At 72.2% G+C, this 17,132-nt stretch carries 16 protein-coding genes; 10 read left to right on the forward strand and 6 right to left on the reverse strand.

The window, feature by feature from the left end:
- The first annotated feature begins 391 nt into the window (after positions 1 to 391).
- On the forward strand, positions 392 to 1,093 hold the full coding sequence (gene ctrA / locus ABIC30_RS10435) for a response regulator transcription factor CtrA (protein ID WP_010683835.1): 702 nt from the start codon (positions 392 to 394) through the stop codon (positions 1,091 to 1,093).
- Between the two features lie 82 nt (positions 1,094 to 1,175).
- Here the strand turns inward: ctrA and ABIC30_RS10440 are convergent, their stop codons facing one another.
- Positions 1,176 to 1,967, reverse strand: a complete 792-nt coding sequence (locus ABIC30_RS10440; RefSeq protein WP_020092907.1) for a trypsin-like serine protease — start codon at positions 1,965 to 1,967, stop codon at positions 1,176 to 1,178.
- Positions 1,968 to 2,086: 119 nt separating this feature from the next.
- Positions 2,087 to 3,484, reverse strand: coding sequence for a cysteine--tRNA ligase (gene cysS, locus ABIC30_RS10445; RefSeq protein ID WP_020092908.1), 1,398 nt, complete (start codon positions 3,482 to 3,484; stop codon positions 2,087 to 2,089).
- A 310-nt stretch (positions 3,485 to 3,794) separates the two neighbouring features.
- Between cysS and ABIC30_RS10450 the strand changes: the two genes are divergently transcribed.
- The gene (locus tag ABIC30_RS10450) at positions 3,795 to 4,142 is read left to right on the forward strand and encodes a hypothetical protein (protein ID WP_020092909.1); all 348 of its coding nucleotides are present in this window, start codon (positions 3,795 to 3,797) and stop codon (positions 4,140 to 4,142) included.
- Between the two features lie 62 nt (positions 4,143 to 4,204).
- Here the strand turns inward: ABIC30_RS10450 and ABIC30_RS10455 are convergent, their stop codons facing one another.
- Positions 4,205 to 4,717 (reverse strand): CreA family protein, encoded by a 513-nt coding sequence (locus ABIC30_RS10455; RefSeq protein ID WP_020092910.1) that lies wholly within the window; start codon positions 4,715 to 4,717, stop codon positions 4,205 to 4,207.
- A gap of 160 nt (positions 4,718 to 4,877) precedes the next feature.
- Between ABIC30_RS10455 and ABIC30_RS10460 the strand changes: the two genes are divergently transcribed.
- From ABIC30_RS10460 to ABIC30_RS10475, 4 genes are all read left to right on the forward strand, one after another.
- Complete coding sequence (locus tag ABIC30_RS10460; RefSeq protein WP_020092911.1) at positions 4,878 to 5,969, forward strand: DUF2865 domain-containing protein; 1,092 nt, start codon at positions 4,878 to 4,880, stop codon at positions 5,967 to 5,969.
- 79 nt (positions 5,970 to 6,048) lie between these two features.
- Positions 6,049 to 8,181, forward strand: a complete 2,133-nt coding sequence (locus tag ABIC30_RS10465) for an OmpA family protein (protein ID WP_020092912.1) — start codon at positions 6,049 to 6,051, stop codon at positions 8,179 to 8,181.
- A gap of 91 nt (positions 8,182 to 8,272) precedes the next feature.
- Entirely contained in the window at positions 8,273 to 9,481 is a 1,209-nt protein-coding gene (locus ABIC30_RS10470) for an MFS transporter (RefSeq protein ID WP_103984871.1), read from the forward strand.
- A gap of 16 nt (positions 9,482 to 9,497) precedes the next feature.
- Positions 9,498 to 10,274, forward strand: a complete 777-nt coding sequence (locus ABIC30_RS10475) for a class I SAM-dependent methyltransferase (protein ID WP_103984872.1) — start codon at positions 9,498 to 9,500, stop codon at positions 10,272 to 10,274.
- Between the two features lie 4 nt (positions 10,275 to 10,278).
- Here ABIC30_RS10475 and ABIC30_RS10480 read toward each other — a convergent pair whose 3' ends face one another.
- Positions 10,279 to 11,619: a glutamate--tRNA ligase gene (locus tag ABIC30_RS10480; RefSeq protein ID WP_354454866.1), complete on the reverse strand. Its 1,341-nt coding sequence runs from the start codon at positions 11,617 to 11,619 to the stop codon at positions 10,279 to 10,281.
- A gap of 147 nt (positions 11,620 to 11,766) precedes the next feature.
- Here ABIC30_RS10480 and ABIC30_RS10485 point away from each other — a divergent pair, with 147 nt between their 5' ends.
- Positions 11,767 to 13,044 carry an NAD(P)/FAD-dependent oxidoreductase gene (locus ABIC30_RS10485; protein WP_354454868.1) on the forward strand — a complete coding sequence of 426 codons (1,278 nt, stop codon included), beginning with the start codon at positions 11,767 to 11,769 and terminating at the stop codon, positions 13,042 to 13,044.
- Positions 13,045 to 13,056: 12 nt separating this feature from the next.
- Here ABIC30_RS10485 and ABIC30_RS10490 read toward each other — a convergent pair whose 3' ends face one another.
- Both ABIC30_RS10490 and ABIC30_RS10495 read right to left on the reverse strand, forming a co-directional pair.
- Positions 13,057 to 13,527, reverse strand: coding sequence for a hypothetical protein (locus ABIC30_RS10490; RefSeq protein WP_103984875.1), 471 nt, complete (start codon positions 13,525 to 13,527; stop codon positions 13,057 to 13,059).
- On the reverse strand, positions 13,524 to 13,934 hold the full coding sequence (locus ABIC30_RS10495; RefSeq protein WP_354454870.1) for a hypothetical protein: 411 nt from the start codon (positions 13,932 to 13,934) through the stop codon (positions 13,524 to 13,526). The genes ABIC30_RS10490 and ABIC30_RS10495 overlap by 4 nt, the downstream gene beginning before the upstream one ends.
- Positions 13,935 to 14,171: 237 nt before the next feature.
- Between ABIC30_RS10495 and ABIC30_RS10500 the strand changes: the two genes are divergently transcribed.
- The 3 genes from ABIC30_RS10500 to ABIC30_RS10510 are packed head-to-tail and all read left to right on the forward strand — an operon-like array spanning position 14,172 to position 17,105.
- Entirely contained in the window at positions 14,172 to 14,783 is a 612-nt protein-coding gene (locus ABIC30_RS10500) for a TadE/TadG family type IV pilus assembly protein (RefSeq protein WP_244603177.1), read from the forward strand.
- Positions 14,762 to 15,427: a TadE/TadG family type IV pilus assembly protein gene (locus ABIC30_RS10505; RefSeq protein WP_100250747.1), complete on the forward strand. Its 666-nt coding sequence runs from the start codon at positions 14,762 to 14,764 to the stop codon at positions 15,425 to 15,427. Before ABIC30_RS10500 ends, ABIC30_RS10505 begins: the two co-directional genes overlap by 22 nt.
- Positions 15,399 to 17,105: a pilus assembly protein TadG-related protein gene (locus ABIC30_RS10510; RefSeq protein WP_354454873.1), complete on the forward strand. Its 1,707-nt coding sequence runs from the start codon at positions 15,399 to 15,401 to the stop codon at positions 17,103 to 17,105. The genes ABIC30_RS10505 and ABIC30_RS10510 overlap by 29 nt, the downstream gene beginning before the upstream one ends.
- The last annotated feature ends 27 nt before the right edge of the window (positions 17,106 to 17,132 follow it).

A 17,132-nucleotide genomic window follows, 5' to 3' on the forward strand; every position in this document is an offset into this window, starting at 1 on the left:
GGCCTCCTTAACACTGCGGGTCACGGGCTCGTAGCGGCTCGATCCGGGGCGCGACCACAATCGCGCCCGACGAAGTCGTACCGGTGTGTCCGACGGACAACACCGGGGATCGAACCGTTGCGCAGGAAGTACTTACGCCGAAGGGGGCGAGCGGCCTGGACGGGGGCGGATCGGAATCGGGGCCGAGGGCGAGGCCGGAGGAACGGTGTTTCTCCTGTCAAGCTCGCGGAACTTCGAACGAGACGCTTGCGGGCAGGAATCAGGTTTTGTTAACGATTAATCCATAGCGTTCCACGTCAAGAGCGACGGAGCGCCCGTCCACAGGCCGGTGGCGGGCGAAGGCTGGGACGTGTCTGCGCGCTGATGCGGCCGGCGGGGCTGGGGACCGACGATGCGGGTACTTTTGATCGAGGACGACAGCGCGACCGCGCAGAGCATCGAGCTGATGCTCAAGTCCGAGAACTTCAACACCTACACCACCGACCTCGGGGAAGAGGGTGTCGATCTCGGTAAGCTGTACGATTACGACATCATCCTCCTCGATCTGAACCTGCCCGACATGTCGGGCTACGAGGTGCTCCGCTCGCTGCGCGTGGCGAAGGTGAAGACCCCGATCCTGATCCTCTCCGGCATGGCCGGCATCGAGGACAAGGTGAAGGGCCTCGGCTTCGGCGCCGACGACTACCTCACCAAGCCGTTCCACAAGGACGAGCTGGTGGCGCGCATCCACGCCATCGTGCGCCGCTCGAAGGGCCACGCCCAGTCGGTCATCACCACCGGCGACCTGATCGTGAACCTCGATCAGAAGACCGTCGAGGTCGGCGGCGCCCGGGTGCACCTCACCGGCAAGGAGTACCAGATGCTGGAGCTCCTCTCGCTCCGGAAGGGCACGACGCTCACCAAGGAGATGTTCCTGAACCATCTCTACGGCGGCATGGACGAGCCCGAGCTGAAGATCATCGACGTCTTCATCTGCAAGCTGCGCAAGAAGCTTGCCAACGCCAGCCAGGGCAAGAACTACATCGAGACCGTCTGGGGCCGCGGCTACGTGCTGCGCGAGCCGATGGACGGCGAGGAGCGCATGGCGGTCTGATCCGCCGGTCGCACCGTCTCGTGAAAAACCCCGCGCGGTCCGGCCGCGCGGGGTTTTCGCGTTCCGGCGGTGTCCGCAGCCCTCACCGCGTCCCGGTGGCCGAGAAGACCTGCGCGGCGGGCGCGATCACCACGTAGCCGCCGCAGGGCGCGGCCCGGCTGATCACCGCGCTGGCGACACCCCAGATGTACGTGCCGCGGCGATCCTGCGCGACGACCGGGCCGCCGGAATCGCCGAAGCAGACCCGGGCACCGTTGGCCCGCGCGATGGTCAGCCCGGTGCTGCTCGCCGCCACCGGCGTCAGCGTGGCGGTGCGCAGGCGCCCGACCGTCCGGCCGGAGAGGCCGGCGCCGGCGATGCGCAGGCTCTTGGGGACCCGGCCGGGATCCGCCGCCAACGGAACCGGCCGCCGGTCGCGCACCGGCTCGGTCAGGCGCAGGACCGCGAGGTCGAGGGAGAGGTCGGAGAGGCTGACGCCCGACGCCTCATTCGGCAGCATCTCACCAGGATCGGGACTGTAGCGGGCCGCGACCCGCGCCCCGTAGACCGGCCGCGCCGGCTCGCTGCCCCGGAAGAACACCACGAGCGCGCCCAGCGGATCGCCGTTCACGCAATGGGCCGCGGTGAGCACGAGATCCGGCGCGATGAGCACGCCGGTGCAGCGGGTCAGCTTCAGCGCCTCCTCGGGCTGGGTGATCGTGCCGATCGCCACGGTGGCCTGCGCCAGGGCATCCCGGCCGGCGGCCGAGCCGCCGTCGATCGCGGCGGCCGGGCCCGACAGGCCCAGACCGAGGGTGAGCGCCGACGCGGCGGCGGCGCGTCGCGCCCCGATGGTCCGGAAGGTCGTCCCGAAGCTGGTCCCGAAGCTGATCACGTGCTGCTCATCCCCGCCGCGAGCCCCCGGACCACAGATGCCGCCCGCGCGGCGCCGCGCAAGCCGGCGCGAGGACGCGGCCGCCGTCACGTCCGTGTCATCGGCGGCCGGCTCGGCGATCAGCGCGCCACCGTCCAGGTCGTGGTGCCGTCCTTGTTGTCCTTCACGGCGACGCCCATCGCCGCGAGAGCGTCGCGCGCCCGGTCCGAGGCGGGCCAGTCCTTGGCGGCCCGCGCCGCCCGCCGCTCGGCGATCAGCGCCTCGACCGCCGCGACGTCGACCCCGGACGCCGCGACCTGATCCTGCTCGCGGTCGCTGCGGGTGCGCGCGAGGAAGCCCAGCAGGTTCGCGCCGGCGCGGAGCGCCCCGGGCTGCGCCTCCGCACCGCTCCCGAGCCGGTGCAGCTCGTTGATCGCGGCCGGCGTGTTGAGGTCGTCGCAGAGCGCCTCGACGACCCCGGCGGGGATGTCGGGCGCCGAGGGCGCGTCCCCGGCGGCGTTGTACCAGCGATCGAGCACGCGGGCCGATTCCTCGAGGCCGCGCAGGGTCCAGTCGATCGGCTGCCGGTACTGGGTCTTGAGCATGGTGAGGCGCACGACCTCGCCCGGCCAGTCCTTCAGCACGTCGCGGATGGTGATGAAGTTGCCGAGCGACTTCGACATCTTCTCCCCCTCCACCTGGAGGAAGCCGTTGTGCAGCCAGACGTTGGCCATCACCGGCGTGCCGAAGCAGCAGCGGGACTGCGCCACCTCGTTCTCGTGGTGCGGGAAGATCAGGTCGATGCCGCCCGCGTGGATGTCGAACGTCCGGCCGAGATGCTTGGCCGACATGGCCGAGCACTCGATGTGCCAGCCCGGGCGGCCGGCGGCGGCGATGCCGGCCGGCGACGGCCAGGACGGCTCGCCGGGCTTCGCCGGCTTCCACAGGACGAAGTCGAGGGGCGAGCGCTTGTAGGGGGCGACCTCGACCCGGGCCCCCGCCTCCATCTCGTCGAGGGGCCGCTTCGACAGGCCGCCGTAATCCGGCATCGAGGGGACGTCGAACAGCACGTGGTCCTCCGCCACATAGGCGTGGCCGGCCCGGACCAGGGCCTCGATCATCGTCACCATCTCGGCGATGTGGTCGGTGGCGCGGGGCTCGACGAAGCGGGCTCGCGCGCCCGGCACGTTCACGTCCTCCGGCATGAGCACGCCGAGGTCACGCACGTCGCGGTGGAACTGCGCCAGCGTCCCGTCGGTGAGTTCGCGGATGGTGATGCCGCGCTCTGCCGCCCGGGCGTTGATCTTGTCGTCCACGTCCGTGACGTTGCGCGCGTAGGTGACGTGCTCCGGCCCGTAGAGGTGGCGCAGCAGGCGGAACAGCAGGTCGAAGACGATGATCGGCCGGGCGTTGCCGATATGGGCGGCGTCGTAGACCGTCGGTCCGCAGGCGTAGACGCGGACATGCTGCGGGTCGATCGGCGCGAACGCCTCCTTGGCGCCGGTGAGCGTGTTGTAGAGCCGCAACATCGGCGCCATGAAACCCTTCCCTTCTCCGGCGCCGGGGATGACGTCCGGCCCGGAGCCGTGGCCGGAAATCCGGCCCTGCCTTCAACGACCTGAGGGCCCCGCGCGGCGAAGAGCGGCCGAAACGTGGCGGATCGGCCAGCCCCGGCACGGCACCCTGTTGCATCGCGGCGACGGCGCGGCCCGCGCGATGGGGCTAACCCAAAAGCGTGAGGAATTCGAGATGGCTTGCGCGCCATGCGGGTAAGGCTTCCTTAACCGCGCCGTCGGACCGTCCGGGCCACGATCCTCACGCCACAGATCCTGTGCCCAAGGACAATCCATGCGACGCTCGGCCGTTGGTTCCCTCGCTCTCGCCACCGTTCTCGCCTGCGCGGGCCTGACCCACGCCGCGCTGGCCGGCACCGACGGCGAGACGCCCGCGAAGGCGCCGGTCCGTGTCGAGAAGACCTTCCTGATCCCGTCGAGCGACGGCTACGGCGTCGGCGAGTGCCTGACGACGCCGGGCAGCGCCTGCGGCCAGGTGGTCGCCAACGCGTGGTGCGAGGCCCAGGGCTACGCCGCGGCGAACTCCTACGGCGTCGCCGCCGCCGACGAGTATACCGGCGCGATCAGCCAGCCGGTCCCGGCGCCGTCCGAGCGCCCGATCCGGATCACCTGCCAGGACTGAGCCGACCGCGGACGGCCCGTCGCCGGGCCGCCGCGCGGAAAGCTCGCGTCACCGGGTGCCGCTCACTTCATGAAGTCGGCGCATTTCTGCGCCGGTTCGGTGCCCCAGGGCGCCAGCGGCACCGCCGAGGTCGAGTTCTTCGGCGAGCCCTGAATGACCTTGTCCGAGTAGACCATGTAGATCAGCGTGTTGCGCTTCGCGTCGCAGCCGCGGACGATCTGCATCGACTTGAAGATCAGCGACCGGCGCTCGCTGAACACCACCTCGCCCTGGCTGAGCTTGCCCTTGAAGGCGATCGGGCCGGTCTGCCGGCAGGCCAGCGAGATGTCCGAGACATCCTCGGCCAGCCCCAGCGTGCCCTTGATCCCGCCCTTCTCGGGTTGGGTGTACCAGCACGACACGCCCGAGACCGCCGGATCGTCGACGCCGTAGACCACGAGCTTGTCGTTGGGCGTCAGCGGGCGCCAGACCGTCGACTTGTCGAAGATCCGGTCCGGCTCCTGCGCCGCGGCCGGACCGGCCGCTGCCAGGCCCAGTGCGAGAAGCCCAACATAGGTGAGACTCCGAAACAACATCGCCGGTCAATTCCCCCTCACGCTTGCGGGCCGGATGTAGGAGGGGTGTCGCGGTCTTGCGAGGGGGCGTAGAATGGCCCCGCTTCCGTCCCGAAGCGCGGATGCGCGCGGGCTCCGGATACTCCGGATCGCCGCGCACCCGATCAACGCGATGCAGCCTATGCCTCACCGCCCGATCGTCCGTACGCTCGGCCGCCTCATCCTGAGCGCGGCCATAGCCCTCGGACTGTCCTCTCCGCTCGCGACCTCCGCCAGCGCGCAGGAGGCCGCGCCCGCCCCGGCGCCCGCCGAGGCGCGGCCGGCGCCGCAACTGCCGTCGCCGCAGTGCCGGCGCTACCGGGCTGAACTGGCCTCGCTCCAGAGCGGCGCCAGCACGACGCGCGCGCTCAACGACGAGATCGGTCGGCTCGAAGCCTATTTCCGCGGCCTGAACTGCGAGGGCGGCAAGTTCCTGTTCTTCGACACCCGGCCGCCCCAGTGCGGCGCGGTGGAGCAGCGCATCCGCGCGCTCAAGGCCACCTACGGCGGCGCCGTGATCGACGACAGCGGCGCCCGGAAGCGGGAGCTCCAGGGGCTGGTCGCGTCCACCTGCCCGCCGCGCGAGGCCTATGCCGGCTCCGGTGAGGCCTACGGCCGGGGCGGCCCGCAGATGGTCTGCGTGCGGACCTGCGACGGCGGCTACTTCCCGATGAAGAACCTGCCAGAGGGCCGCGGCGGCGCCGACGAGATGTGTCAGGCGCTCTGCCCGGGAACCGAGGCGCAGGCCTATTCCATGCCGTACGGCGACGACGCCCTGAAGCACGCCGCCACGGTGAAGGGCAGCCGAGCCTACACGAACCTCGCCAACGCCTTCAAATTCCGCAAGGAATTCGTGCCGAACTGCTCCTGCAAGCCGGAGGGCAAGTCCTGGGCGCAGTCTCTGGTGAAGGCCGAGAGCATGCTGGTCCGGCACAAGGGCGACATCTTCGTCACGCCGATGCAGGCCGAGGCCCTGTCCCGGCCGAAGGTGCGCCTGACCCTTGTCGGCCGGGCCGACCGGACCGCGGCGGAGCTCGCCGCCGACGCCGCCGGCCGCGCGGGCGTCGACACGAAGGGCGGCGCGGGACCCGGCCGCGACGATGCGGTGAAGATCCAACCTGCCGCGGCCGACGGCACGAAGGCCGCGGAGGCCGCGGAAGCCAAGCCGGATCACGTTGCCGTGCGCATCATCGCGCCCGACGTCATCGCGGTGCCCCAGCGCCTCACCCCCTGAGACTTGTTTCGCGCCGACGGGCGCGGAACCATACGCGACGTCCGGTGTTCGGCTCGGCCTGAACCGACACGAGACCGCGATGCGCCTGCTCCGCCTGATCCTCCTCACCGGCACGGTGCTGCCGGGCCTGACGCTCGTGCAGCTCGCAGACGCCGCGCCGGGCCGGATCCAGGTGGCGCAGGGCGGACCGGAGGAGCGCGGCCCCCGCGGCGGCGAACCCCCGCACGGCGGCCCGCGCCCCGAGCGGCCGCCGCAGGAGCGTCCCGGCCCGCCGCCGGGCCCACCGGCCGTGCGCGAGCGGCCCGAACCCCGGCCGGAGCGGGCGCCGCCGCCCCCGCGCGAGCGGCCCGAACCGCCCGCCCAGCGCCAGCCGCAGGCCGAACCGCCTCCGCGGGAGCGCGCGCCCGAGCGCCGGCCGGAGCCGCCGGCGGCCCGTCCCCCGGCGCCGGACCGGCAGGACCGCCAACCGGAGCGGCAGCAGGACCGACAGCAAGACCGGCGGGATCAGCAGCCGGACCGTCCGGACCGCGGGCCGCAGGATCGGCCCGGCCCGGGGCGGTCCGAGCGTCAGCAGGCGCCGGATCGCGAACAGGCTCCGCCGCCCCAGGGGCGGCCCGCGCCGGAGCGTCCGCCGGCCCCGCCGCAGCAGCGCCAGGCGCCCGACCGGGATCGCCCCGGTCCCGACGACCAGCCGAACCGTCCCGCGCAGCGCGACGCGGCCCCCGACCGGTCCGCGCCGGATCGCGGACCGCCGGGTCAGCGTCCGGGCGGTCCGGGTGCGCCCGGCGACCGGTCTCAGCCGCCGAACGCGCCCCCCGGCGCACCCGGTCGACCGGCCCAGCGCCCAGACGCGCAGCCCGACAACCGCCTGCCCGAGAACCGCGCCCAGCCGAATGGCGGTCCCGGCGCCGAGTCCGGCCGGCCGCAGGCGCCCAACGCCGCTCCGGGCGTTCCGGGACGGCCGTTCCAGCCGCAGGGAGCCCAGCCCGAGGGACGGGCGCCGGCCCAGCCCAACGGTGCTCCCGGCGCCGAGCCCGGACGGCCGGTGCCGCCCAACATGGCCCCCGGGATTCCGGGACGGCCGTTCGTGCCGCCGGGCCAGGCGCCCGCCCCCGGACAGGCCCCACCGCCCGGCGGACCGCAGCCCGGGACGGCCCCGGCACAGCCGGGACAGCCGCCCGCGGGCGGCCCGGGCGGTCCGGCCGACCCGAACGCCTTCAACCGGCCGGGACAGCCCGGCTACGTCCCCGGCGGTTTCCGCCAGAACGACGGCGTGCGCGACTTCGATCAGGTCCGCACAGACCGGCGCGAGTTCCGGGAGGATGGCCGGACCTATTACCGGGAGCCGGGCCGCATCATCGTGCAGGACCGCGACGGCTACCTGATCCGCCACGACGAGAACGAGCGCTTCCGCACCCTCGACCCGCGCGGCTACCGGTTCGAGCGGCAGGGCGCGGACTTCTACAGCTACGTCGACCGGCCCGGCGGCGAGCAGATCGTCACCGTCACGAACGATGACGGTCGGATGCTGCGCCGCTACCTCCGCTACCGCGACGGTCGCGAGCTCGTCCTGATCGACAACAGCTACGCCGGCCCGCTCCGCCCGATCTACGAGGACGTGGTGGTGCTGCCGCCGCCGGAGATCCGCATCCCGCGGGACCGCTACATCGTGGATTACGCCCAGGCCGACGAGGCGGAGGTCTACGAGGCGCTGACGGCGCCGCCCGTGGTGCAGGTCGACCGCCGGTACACGCTGGACCAGATCCGCTACAGCCCGGACCTCCGCGCCCGCCTGCGCTCGGTCGACATCAACACGATCACCTTCGACACCGGCTCGTTCACCGTCACGCCCGATCAGGCGGCCAAGCTGTCGGTGATCGCCGGCGCGATGAACCGCGCCATCCAGGCCAACCCGCGGGAGGTGTTTCTGATCGAGGGCTTCACCGACGCCGTCGGCTCCGCGCTTGACAACCTGTCGCTGTCCGACCGGCGCGCCCAGTCGGTGGCGACCGTGCTGACCGAGCAGTTCCGCGTGCCGCCGGAGAACCTGACCACCCAGGGCTACGGCGAGCAGTACCTGAAAGTGAACACGCAGGGCCCGTCGCGGGAGAATCGCCGCGTCGTCGTCCAGCGGATCACGCCGCTGCTGCAGCAGGGGCAAGGTCAGGGGCAGGGCCAGGCAGCGCCTCCGCCGCCTCCGCCGCCGCGCTAGGGCGGTCGCCGCGCGGGCCTGTCCTGCGCGGCAGTTGACCGTGCGGCCACAGCGCCTCACCACCGGTTGAGGACAGCGGCGCGGGACGGTCATGAACAGCGAGGCGGAGGACGGGCTCATCCGGTCGGGCACACCGGTCTTCCGCCGCACGGCTCTGGCCCTGGCGGCGGCCGGCTTCTCGACCTTCGCGGTGCTCTACGCGGTCCAGCCGCTCCTGCCCATCTACGCGGAGGATTTCGGCGTCTCGCCGGCCGCGAGCAGCCTCGCCCTGTCGCTGCCCTGCGGGCTGCTGGCGGTGGCGCTGCTCGTCGTCAGCCCGCTCTCGGAGATCTGGGGGCGCAAGCCGGTGATGCTGGCCTCGCTGGTCGCTTCGGCGGTGCTCACGGTCGTGGCCGCCCTGGTCCCCGGCTGGTACGGCTTCCTGGCGCTACGCGCGCTCACCGGGCTGACGGCCAGCGGACTCCCGGCCGTCGCCATGGCCTATCTCGCCGAGGAGATGGACGCCAAGGCCATCGGCCTGTCGATGGGCCTGCTCGTCGGCGGCAACGCGCTGGGCGGCATGTCGGGCCGCCTGATCAGCGGCGTGATGGCGGACTTCGTCAGCTGGCGCGCCGGGCTCGCGGTCATCGGCGGCCTCGCGCTCGCCGCCGCGCTGGCGTTCTGGCGCTGGCTGCCGCCCTCGCGCCGCTTCGTGCCGCGCCGGCTCGCCTGGGCGGAAGTCCCGGGCAGCTTCGCCCATCATTTCCGCGACGCCGGCCTGCCCTGGCTCTTCGCCGAGGCGTTCCTGCTGATGGGCGGCTTCGTCTGCATCTACAACTACATCGGCTTTCGCCTGCTCGAGCCGCCCTACGCGCTGAGCCAGGCGGTGATCGGGATGATCTTCTCGGTCTACCTCGCCGGTATGGTCAGCAGCCCTGTCACCGGCGAGCTGGCGAGCCGCTTCGGCCGCCGCCGTGTCCTCTGGGTCGCCACAGCCGTCGGCCTGGCCGGCATCGTGATGACGCTCTCGGACCGCCTGCTGCTGATCCTGGCCGGCATCGTAGTGACGACGGTAGGTTTCTTCGGCGCCCACGCGGTCGCGAGCAGCTGGGTCGGGCGGCGGGCGCTGCGCGACAGGGCCCAGGCCTCGGCGATCTATCTCGGCCTCTACTATCTGGGCTCGTCGGTCCTCGGGACCGCGGGCGGCTGGTTCTTCGCCCATTCCGGGTGGAACGGCGTGGTGCTGTTCGTGGGCGGGCTGTACGGTCTGGCGCTGATGATCGCCCTGCGGCTGTCCCGCCTGAAGCCGCTCGCGACCTGATCCGGGAGATCCGCCGATGAACGCCCGCAGCCACGCCCGACACGTCGTCGACCAGTTCGGCGCGCAGGCCTCCGCCTACGTGACCAGCGCCGTGCACGCCGCCGGCGCCGATCTCGACCGGATCGGCGAGCGGGTCCGCGCGCGACCGGGCCTGCGGGTGCTCGACCTCGGCTGCGGCGGCGGCCACGTCGCCTTCGCGGCGGCCGCCGCTGGCGCCGCCGTCACGGCCTACGACCTGTCGGCCGAGATGCTGGCGGCGGTCGCGGCCGAGGCGGCCCGGCGGGGGCTCGACCGGATCGAGACCCGGCAGGGCGGCGCCGAGGCCCTGCCATTCCCCGACGCGAGCTTCGACGCCGTCCTGACCCGCTACAGCGCCCACCACTGGCGCGACGTGCCGGCGGCCCTGGCGGAGGCGCGACGGGTGCTGCGGGCGGACGGGTTCCTCATCGTCAGCGACATCGTCGCGCCCGAGGATCCGCTGCTGGACACGCACCTGCAGGCGCTGGAGCTGCTGCGCGACCCCTCGCACGTGCGCGACTACCGGGCGTCGGAATGGCGGGCCCTGCTGGAGGCGGCCGGATTCGCGCCCGGCGACGCGACGCCGAGCCGGCCGCGCATGGAGTTCGCGAGCTGGATCGCCCGGATGCGGACGCCGGAGACCCACGTCGCGGCGATCCGGGCGCTGCAGGTCACCGCGCCCGCGGAAGTCGCGGCGCATTTCGCCATCGAGGCCGACGGCAGCTTCCTGCTCGACGCCGCGCTGATCGAGGCGCGCCCGAAGCCCGGCCGCTGATCGCTCAGGCGGCCGCGCCGGAGAGCCGGCGCGCCGCCCGCTCCCGCCCGATCAGCGGCAGCAGGCCGGCGAGGTCCGGCCCGTGCTCCAGGCCGGTGAGGGCGAGCCGGAGCGGCATGAACAGGCCGCGGCCCTTGGCCCCGGTGCGGGTCCGGATCTCGGTCGTCCACGCCTTCCAGGTCTCCGGGCCGAACGGCTCGGGCGGCAGGGTCTCGCGGGCGGCCGCGATCACGGCGGGCTCGGTGAGCACCGGCTCGACGGGACCGGCCACGACCCGCCACCAGTCGGCCGCCTCCGCGACGCGCCCGAGATTGGCCCGCACCGCGACCCAGAACGCCTCGGCCCGATCCTCCGGGATCCCCAGAGCCGCGAGGCGCGCGGCCGCCTCCGGGTACGGCATGACGTGGACCAGGCGGGCGTTAAGGCCGTCGAGCTCCGCCGGGTCGAACCGGGCCGGCGCCCGCGAGATCTCGCCGAGATCGACGAGGCTCGCGAGGGTGTCGAGGTCGGGCACCGCCCGCACCGATTCGGCCGAGCCGGTGAGGACCGCCAGCGAGCGCACCGCCGCGGGCTCGTAGCCGGCCTCGCGCAGGCCGCGCAGCGACAGGTGGCCGAGGCGCTTCGACAGCCCCTCCCCGTCGGCCGTCGTCAGCAGGTTGTGGTGGCCGAAGACCGGGATGGGCGCGCCCAGGGCCTCGAAGATCTGCACCTGCACGCCGGTGTTGGTGACGTGGTCCTCGCCGCGGATGACGTGGGTGATCCCGAGATCGGCGTCGTCCACCACCGACGGCAGCGTGTAGAGGTAGCTGCCGTCGGCGCGGATCAGCACCGGGTCCGACAGGGACGCGCAGTCGACATGGGCCGGCCCGCGGACGAGGTCGTCCCAGCCGACGGTCCGCGCCTCGAGCAGGAACCGCCAGTGCGGCCGGCGGCCCTCGGCCTCCAGCGCCGCCCGCTCCTCGGCGGTCAGCCGCAGCGCCGCCCGGTCGTAGATCGGCGGCTGGCCGCGGCCGAGCTGGCGCCTGCGGCGGCGCTCCAGCTCCTCCGGCGTCTCGTAGCAGGGGTAGAGCCTCCCCGCTGCGCGCAGGCGGTCGGCGGCGGCGTCGTGCTGCGCCGTGCGGTCGCTCTGCCGGGCGAACAGGTCGGGCACGATGCCGAGCCACGCGAGATCCTCGCCGATCGCCTGGGCGAAGGCCTCCGTGGAGCGCTCCGCGTCGGTATCGTCGAGGCGCAGCAGGAAGCGGCCGCCGGTCCGGCGGGCGAACAGGGCGTTGAGCAGGGCCGGCCGGGCATTGCCGATATGGAGATACCCGGTCGGCGAGGGTGCGAAGCGGACGAGAGTCATGGCCCGCTCTCTAGCCGATCTGCGCGGGAATGTGCGCGGGACTTCGCGATCACACCGGCCGGATGCGCCGCCCCGCGGCGCCCGCTACCCAGGACGCGGGAAACCCGGCAGAAGGGCGCGCGTGGTGCGGTGCAGGATGTGAGCGGCATGGCGACGGACGAGACGGCCGACATCGTGGTGGTCGGCGGTGGGATGGTCGGCCTCGCCAGCGCCATCGCGCTGAGGGACCGCGGGCTCGACGTGGTGCTGCTGGATCCCGGCGAGGCGCGGGCCCGGACCTCCTACGGCAATGCCGGCGTGGTCAGCCGCGGCTCGATCCTGCCGATGTCGAGCCCGGCCCTGTGGGGCAAGCTCCCGGCCTACCTGCGCAACGCCGATCGCGGCCTGCGGCTGCACTACGGGCATCTCCCGCGGATCGTGCCCTACACGGCGCACTTCCTCGCCGCCGCGCGCGCCTCGCGCTGGCGCCGCGCCGCGGAGGCGCTGCTGCCGCTGACCAGCGCCGCCTATCCGGCCCACGAGCGGCTGGCGGCCCGGGCCGGGACCGGCGACCGGCTACAGCGGACGGGTTGGATCAAGGCCTACCGCACCGAAGCGGCCTTCGCGTCCGCCGCCCTCGAGCGCGAGATCCTGGCCGGGCACGGGGTCGCCTTCGACATCCTCGACACCGCGGCGCTGCGCGCGCTCGAGCCGGCGCTGGTGCGGCCCTACGCGCGGGCCATGCTGCTCACCGAGACGGGGTCGGTCCGCGAGCCCGGCCGGCTCATCGAGGCGTGCGAGGCCCTGTTCACCGGTCTCGGCGGCCGCCGCCTGCGGGGCAGCGTCGCCCGGCTGGAGCCCCAGGCGGACGGCTGGCGCGTCGATCACGACGGCGGCGCGGTGCGGGGCCGACAGGTGGTCCTCGCGGCCGGCGCCGCGTCCGGGGCGATCGCCCGGACCCTGGGCTACCGTTTCGCCGTTGCGGCCGAACGCGGCTACCACCGCCACTACGCCCTGCATCCGGACAGCCCGCCGCTGACCCGGCCGATCCTCGACACGGGCGCGGGCTCGATCCTGTCGCCGATGGGCGAGCACCGGGTCCGGGTCCTGTCCGGTGTCGAGCTCAACGCGCGCGCCGCCGCGCCCGACCACACCCAGATCGATGCGGCGTCCCGGGAGGCGGCCTCCACCCTTCGGCTCGGCGGCCCGCTGGACAACGCGCCGTGGCTCGGCTCCCGGCCGTCGACCCCCGACGGGATGCCGGTGATCGGCCGCGCCCCCCGGCACGACGGCCTGCTCTTCGCCTTCGGCCACGGCCATATCGGCCTGTCCACCGGCCCGATCACCGGCGAGATCGTCGCCGACCTCGCCACCGGCCGGGAACCGGCCGTGCCGGTCGCTGCCTTCGCGCCGGAGCGGCTCCTGCGCTGGCCGCGGCTGCTCTGAGAGCCGCGTCCCTCAGCGCCAGTCGTAGGGGTTGTAGGGCTCGAGCGCGGCCTCGACCTTCCGCAGGACGTCCGGCTGGCGCTGGAGATCGGTCTCCCGGGCGAGTGCCCGGAGGAAGGCCTGCGGGCCGTGCTCCAGGTCGCGCGTCAGCCCATTGTAGCGGTCGGCCGGCTCGACATGGGCGGGATTGACCGCGACGCGGTAAGCGAGGCCGCAGGTCGGCGGGTCGATCCCCAGGCGATAGCAGATCCGCACCCGGGCGAAGGGGACGTCCGGGCGGTAATCGACCCGGTAGCCGCCGAGACGGAAGGCGCCGCCGGTCGCGCGCTCGGCCCAGGCCAGCGTCCGCGCCACCGTGGTGAAGCCGGCGGTGCGCCGGTCGCGCACGAGGTCGATCGCCGCCCGTTCCGTGGGCACGAAGGATTGCGCGCAGGCCGGGCCGGACACCAGCGCGACCAGAAGAGCGGGGACGGCGAGTCTCATGGCTTCTTCATGCAGACCGCGACGGGCTGGGCATCCTTGGCGGCCTTGGCGGTCATGTCGAGGCAGCCGACCGTGGACACGCCGTCCGTGACGGTCACCGACGGCACAACCGCCATGCCTCGGCAGTAAGCGCCAATCAATTCCTCGTCACGGCGGCACGCCACGTCGAGGCGCACCTGGCTGTTCAGGGACGGTCCCGGTGGCCCGGCTGGTCCGGCCGGGCCCGGGTCGCCCGCGGGGCCGCGGGCGCCGGTGGCGCCGTTCACCCCCGCCGGCCCGGCCGGCCCCGCCGGTCCCCGATCACCCTTCGCCCCTGGAGGTCCGGCCGGTCCGGGCTTCGTGGCATCGCAGGCGGCGAGCGCGAGCGCCACCGCGCCGACCACGAGCGCGATCAGGGGGGATCTCATGGGGTTCTCCGGCAGGCCTGCGCGCGGGGAACTGGCGCGCGCAGGCGGTGCGTCAACAGCGCGTCGCCGACACGACGGCGCTATTACAACCAAAAGTAGCGGCTGTTTGATAACCCTGGTCTAGTCGATCGGATTAAGAGTTTCGCAAAAGCTTGGCGTCACATCGGATGAGATGGCTACTTCCGACTGATCTGCTCGCATATGAACAGCCGAGGACTTGTAGGAACGCAGGTCAGAGTGACGCCAGGTTGCCTCCTCGCGCGCCTCGGGCGCGACACCGGGGGCGCGGCCGCGGTGGAGTTCGCCCTGGTGGCCCTGCCCTTCCTGGCGCTGTGCGGCGCGATCATCCAGATCGTGTTCCAGATGTGGGCGACGCAGAATTTCGATCGCGCGCTCCAGAACGCGGTCCGGACGATCTTCACCGGCCAGTTCCAGCTCGACACCGCCGGCCAGACCAATCCGGCGACCGTGCTCGCGACCCTGAAGGCTAGGATGTGCGGATCGGCCGTCAGCCCCGTGCCCACCGTCTTCAACTGCCAGAACGTCAAGATCGACGTCGCGACCTCGAGCAGCTTCGCGAGCGCGACTGCGACCAAGCCGATCGACACCGCCACGGGCACGTGGAGCACGAGTTTCGGCTCCAACTACAAATGCGCTTCGCCCGGGACGATCGTGATCGTCACAGCGGCCGTGCCGTTCCCGACCTTCTTCAATCTGATGGGCCTCAATACGAAGCAGTTCACCAGCGGCTCCGCGGAGGGATCGAGCCTGCTGACCTCCACGGCGGTGTTCCGCACCGAGCCCTATCAGATCGTCGGAGCGAGCCCGTGCCCGTCCTCGCCGTCCTGACCCGGCGGGCGGCGCGGCTCCGGCACGACAGGCGCGGCGGCGCGGCCGTCGAGTTCGCCGTCATCCTGCCGATCCTGCTCGCGATCTGGGCGGGCATGACCGAGGTGACGCACGCCATCGACGAGTGGCGCAAGCTGACGCAGCTCGGCCGCACCGTGGCGGACCTGACGGCGCAGGGCGACACACAGAACCCGATCAGCACCACCGTGATGAACGACATCCTCGCCTCCGCCACGGCGGTGATGCGCCCGTTCGACACGTCGAAGGTCAAGATCGTGGTCAGCGCGATGGGCACCGACGCGAAGGACCCGAGCGGTCCTCCGGTGGTCTGCTCGAGCGTCGCCAACACCAACGGGACCGCGCGGAGCCCCGGCCCCGCGCCCAGCCTGACCGTGCCGGACGGCTACCGGATGCCGGGCATGCGCTACGTCCTGGCTGAGGTCAGCATCAGCTACACGCCGATGATCGGGAGCGCGCTGGTCAAGCTCGCCAAAGGCGTGAGCAACACGATCACGTTCACCAGCAGCGCGCCGTGGCCGACCCGCGGCGGCCAAGCCTACGGCACCAGCACCTACACGGAAGTCGTCCTGCCGGACGACAAACAATCGAACTGCGATGGCACGAAGATCGTCCGCAAAACCTGACGGCCGCCCCGAGCGGCGCCGCGATGTCCTGCGCGACCGCGGCGGCAACGTCGCCCTGCTGTTCGCGTTCCTCAGCGTGCCGATGGTGATGGTCGGCGGCGCGGCGATCGACTACGGCTTCGCCACGCGGCTGGAGACGAAGCTCCAGGCCGCGGCCGACGCCACGGCGCTGCTGCTCTGCCAGACACCGCTGACGACGTCCGAGACCGAACTCAACGCCCTGGCGCAGACGACGATGACCGGTGCCATGGGGGCGGCGAGCCTCGTGGTCGACCGGCTGGCCATCACCAGCAGCCCGCGCAAGATCACGCTGACCGCTCACAAGCAATCGACGACCTTCTTCGGCGGGCTGACCGGCACCCAGCGCATCAACCCGGGCGCCGTCTCGCAATGCGCCACGCCGCTGCCGAAGACTTTCGAGATCGCGCTCGTGCTCGACAACACGGGCTCGATGGCCGCCTCGAGCGGGGGACAGTCGAAGCTCCAGGCCGTCCAGACGGCCGCGACCGACTTCGTCAACTACGTCTACACCAGCCCGGCCTTCTCCAGCGCGACCAAGGTCGCGATCGTGCCCTTCGCCGCCGCCGTGGCGGTCGATCCGTCCGCCTACCGCTACGCGAGCTGGATCGATCAGAACGGCCTCTCCAGCTACCACTGGACGAACATCGTCCAGTCGAATCCGGCGCCGTTCAAGAACCGCTTCGACATTTTCGCGAAGCTGCAGGCGGCGAACCGGAACTGGGGATGGGCCGGCTGCCTCGAGGCGCTCCCCTACCCCTTCAACGTCCAGGACGGAGCGCCCACGACCAAGGATTCCTTCTACGTGCCGCTGCTCGCGCCCGACGAGCCGGGTGACGGCACCTCGGGCGGCGCGTCGTTCCCGGTCGGCGCCTCGCGGGCGACGGCCTACAGCTACAACAGCTACATCGACGACGAGACCGGCCCGACATGCCGGAACAGCAGCACCTACAACACCGCGCTCGGGCAGGCCTGCAAGTACATCACGCCCAAGGATGCGGCCTCCGGCGCCCCGCTCGGCATCCCGAACGGTCCGAATTTCGGGTGCACGACCCAGCCGCTCCAGAGGCTGACCAGCGACACGAACGCGTTGAAGACCCTTATCAGCAAGATGGCGCCGTCCGGATCGACGAACATCCACGAGGGTTTCATGTGGGGCTGGCGCACGCTCTCGCCCAACAGCGTCTTCGCGGACGGCCAACCCTACGCGTCGAGCGCGAACAGCTCGAACGCGACGACCATCAACAAGATCATCATCCTGATGACCGACGGCACGAACAGCTGGGGCACCAATTCCAGCGCGCCGACCGGCTCACTCTACTTCGCGGCCGGGTACTTCAAGAACGCCAACGGCACGACGCCGAATCCGCGCCTGACGACGGCATACCAGAACACCAATATCGCCGACAGCAATACGGCGCGGAAGGCGCTCGACGCGCTCACCGCCGAGGCATGCGCGAACACGAAGGCCGTCAATATCTCGATCTACACGATCGGCTTCAGCATCCCGACGGATCCGATCGATTCTGCCGGGCAGACGCTGTTGCGGAACTGCGCCTCGTCGCCGGACCAGTTCTACCTCGCCAACTCGTCCGATGACCTGATCAAGGCCTTCAAGTCGATCCAGGCCAGCATCGGCGCGCTGCGGCTGACTCAGTAGGCGCCGCGCCGGCGCTGCGCGGGATCC

Origin of the sequence: Methylobacterium sp. 1030 (genome assembly GCF_040544715.1) — a bacterium.
Taxonomy (GTDB): Bacteria; Pseudomonadota; Alphaproteobacteria; order Rhizobiales; family Beijerinckiaceae; genus Methylobacterium.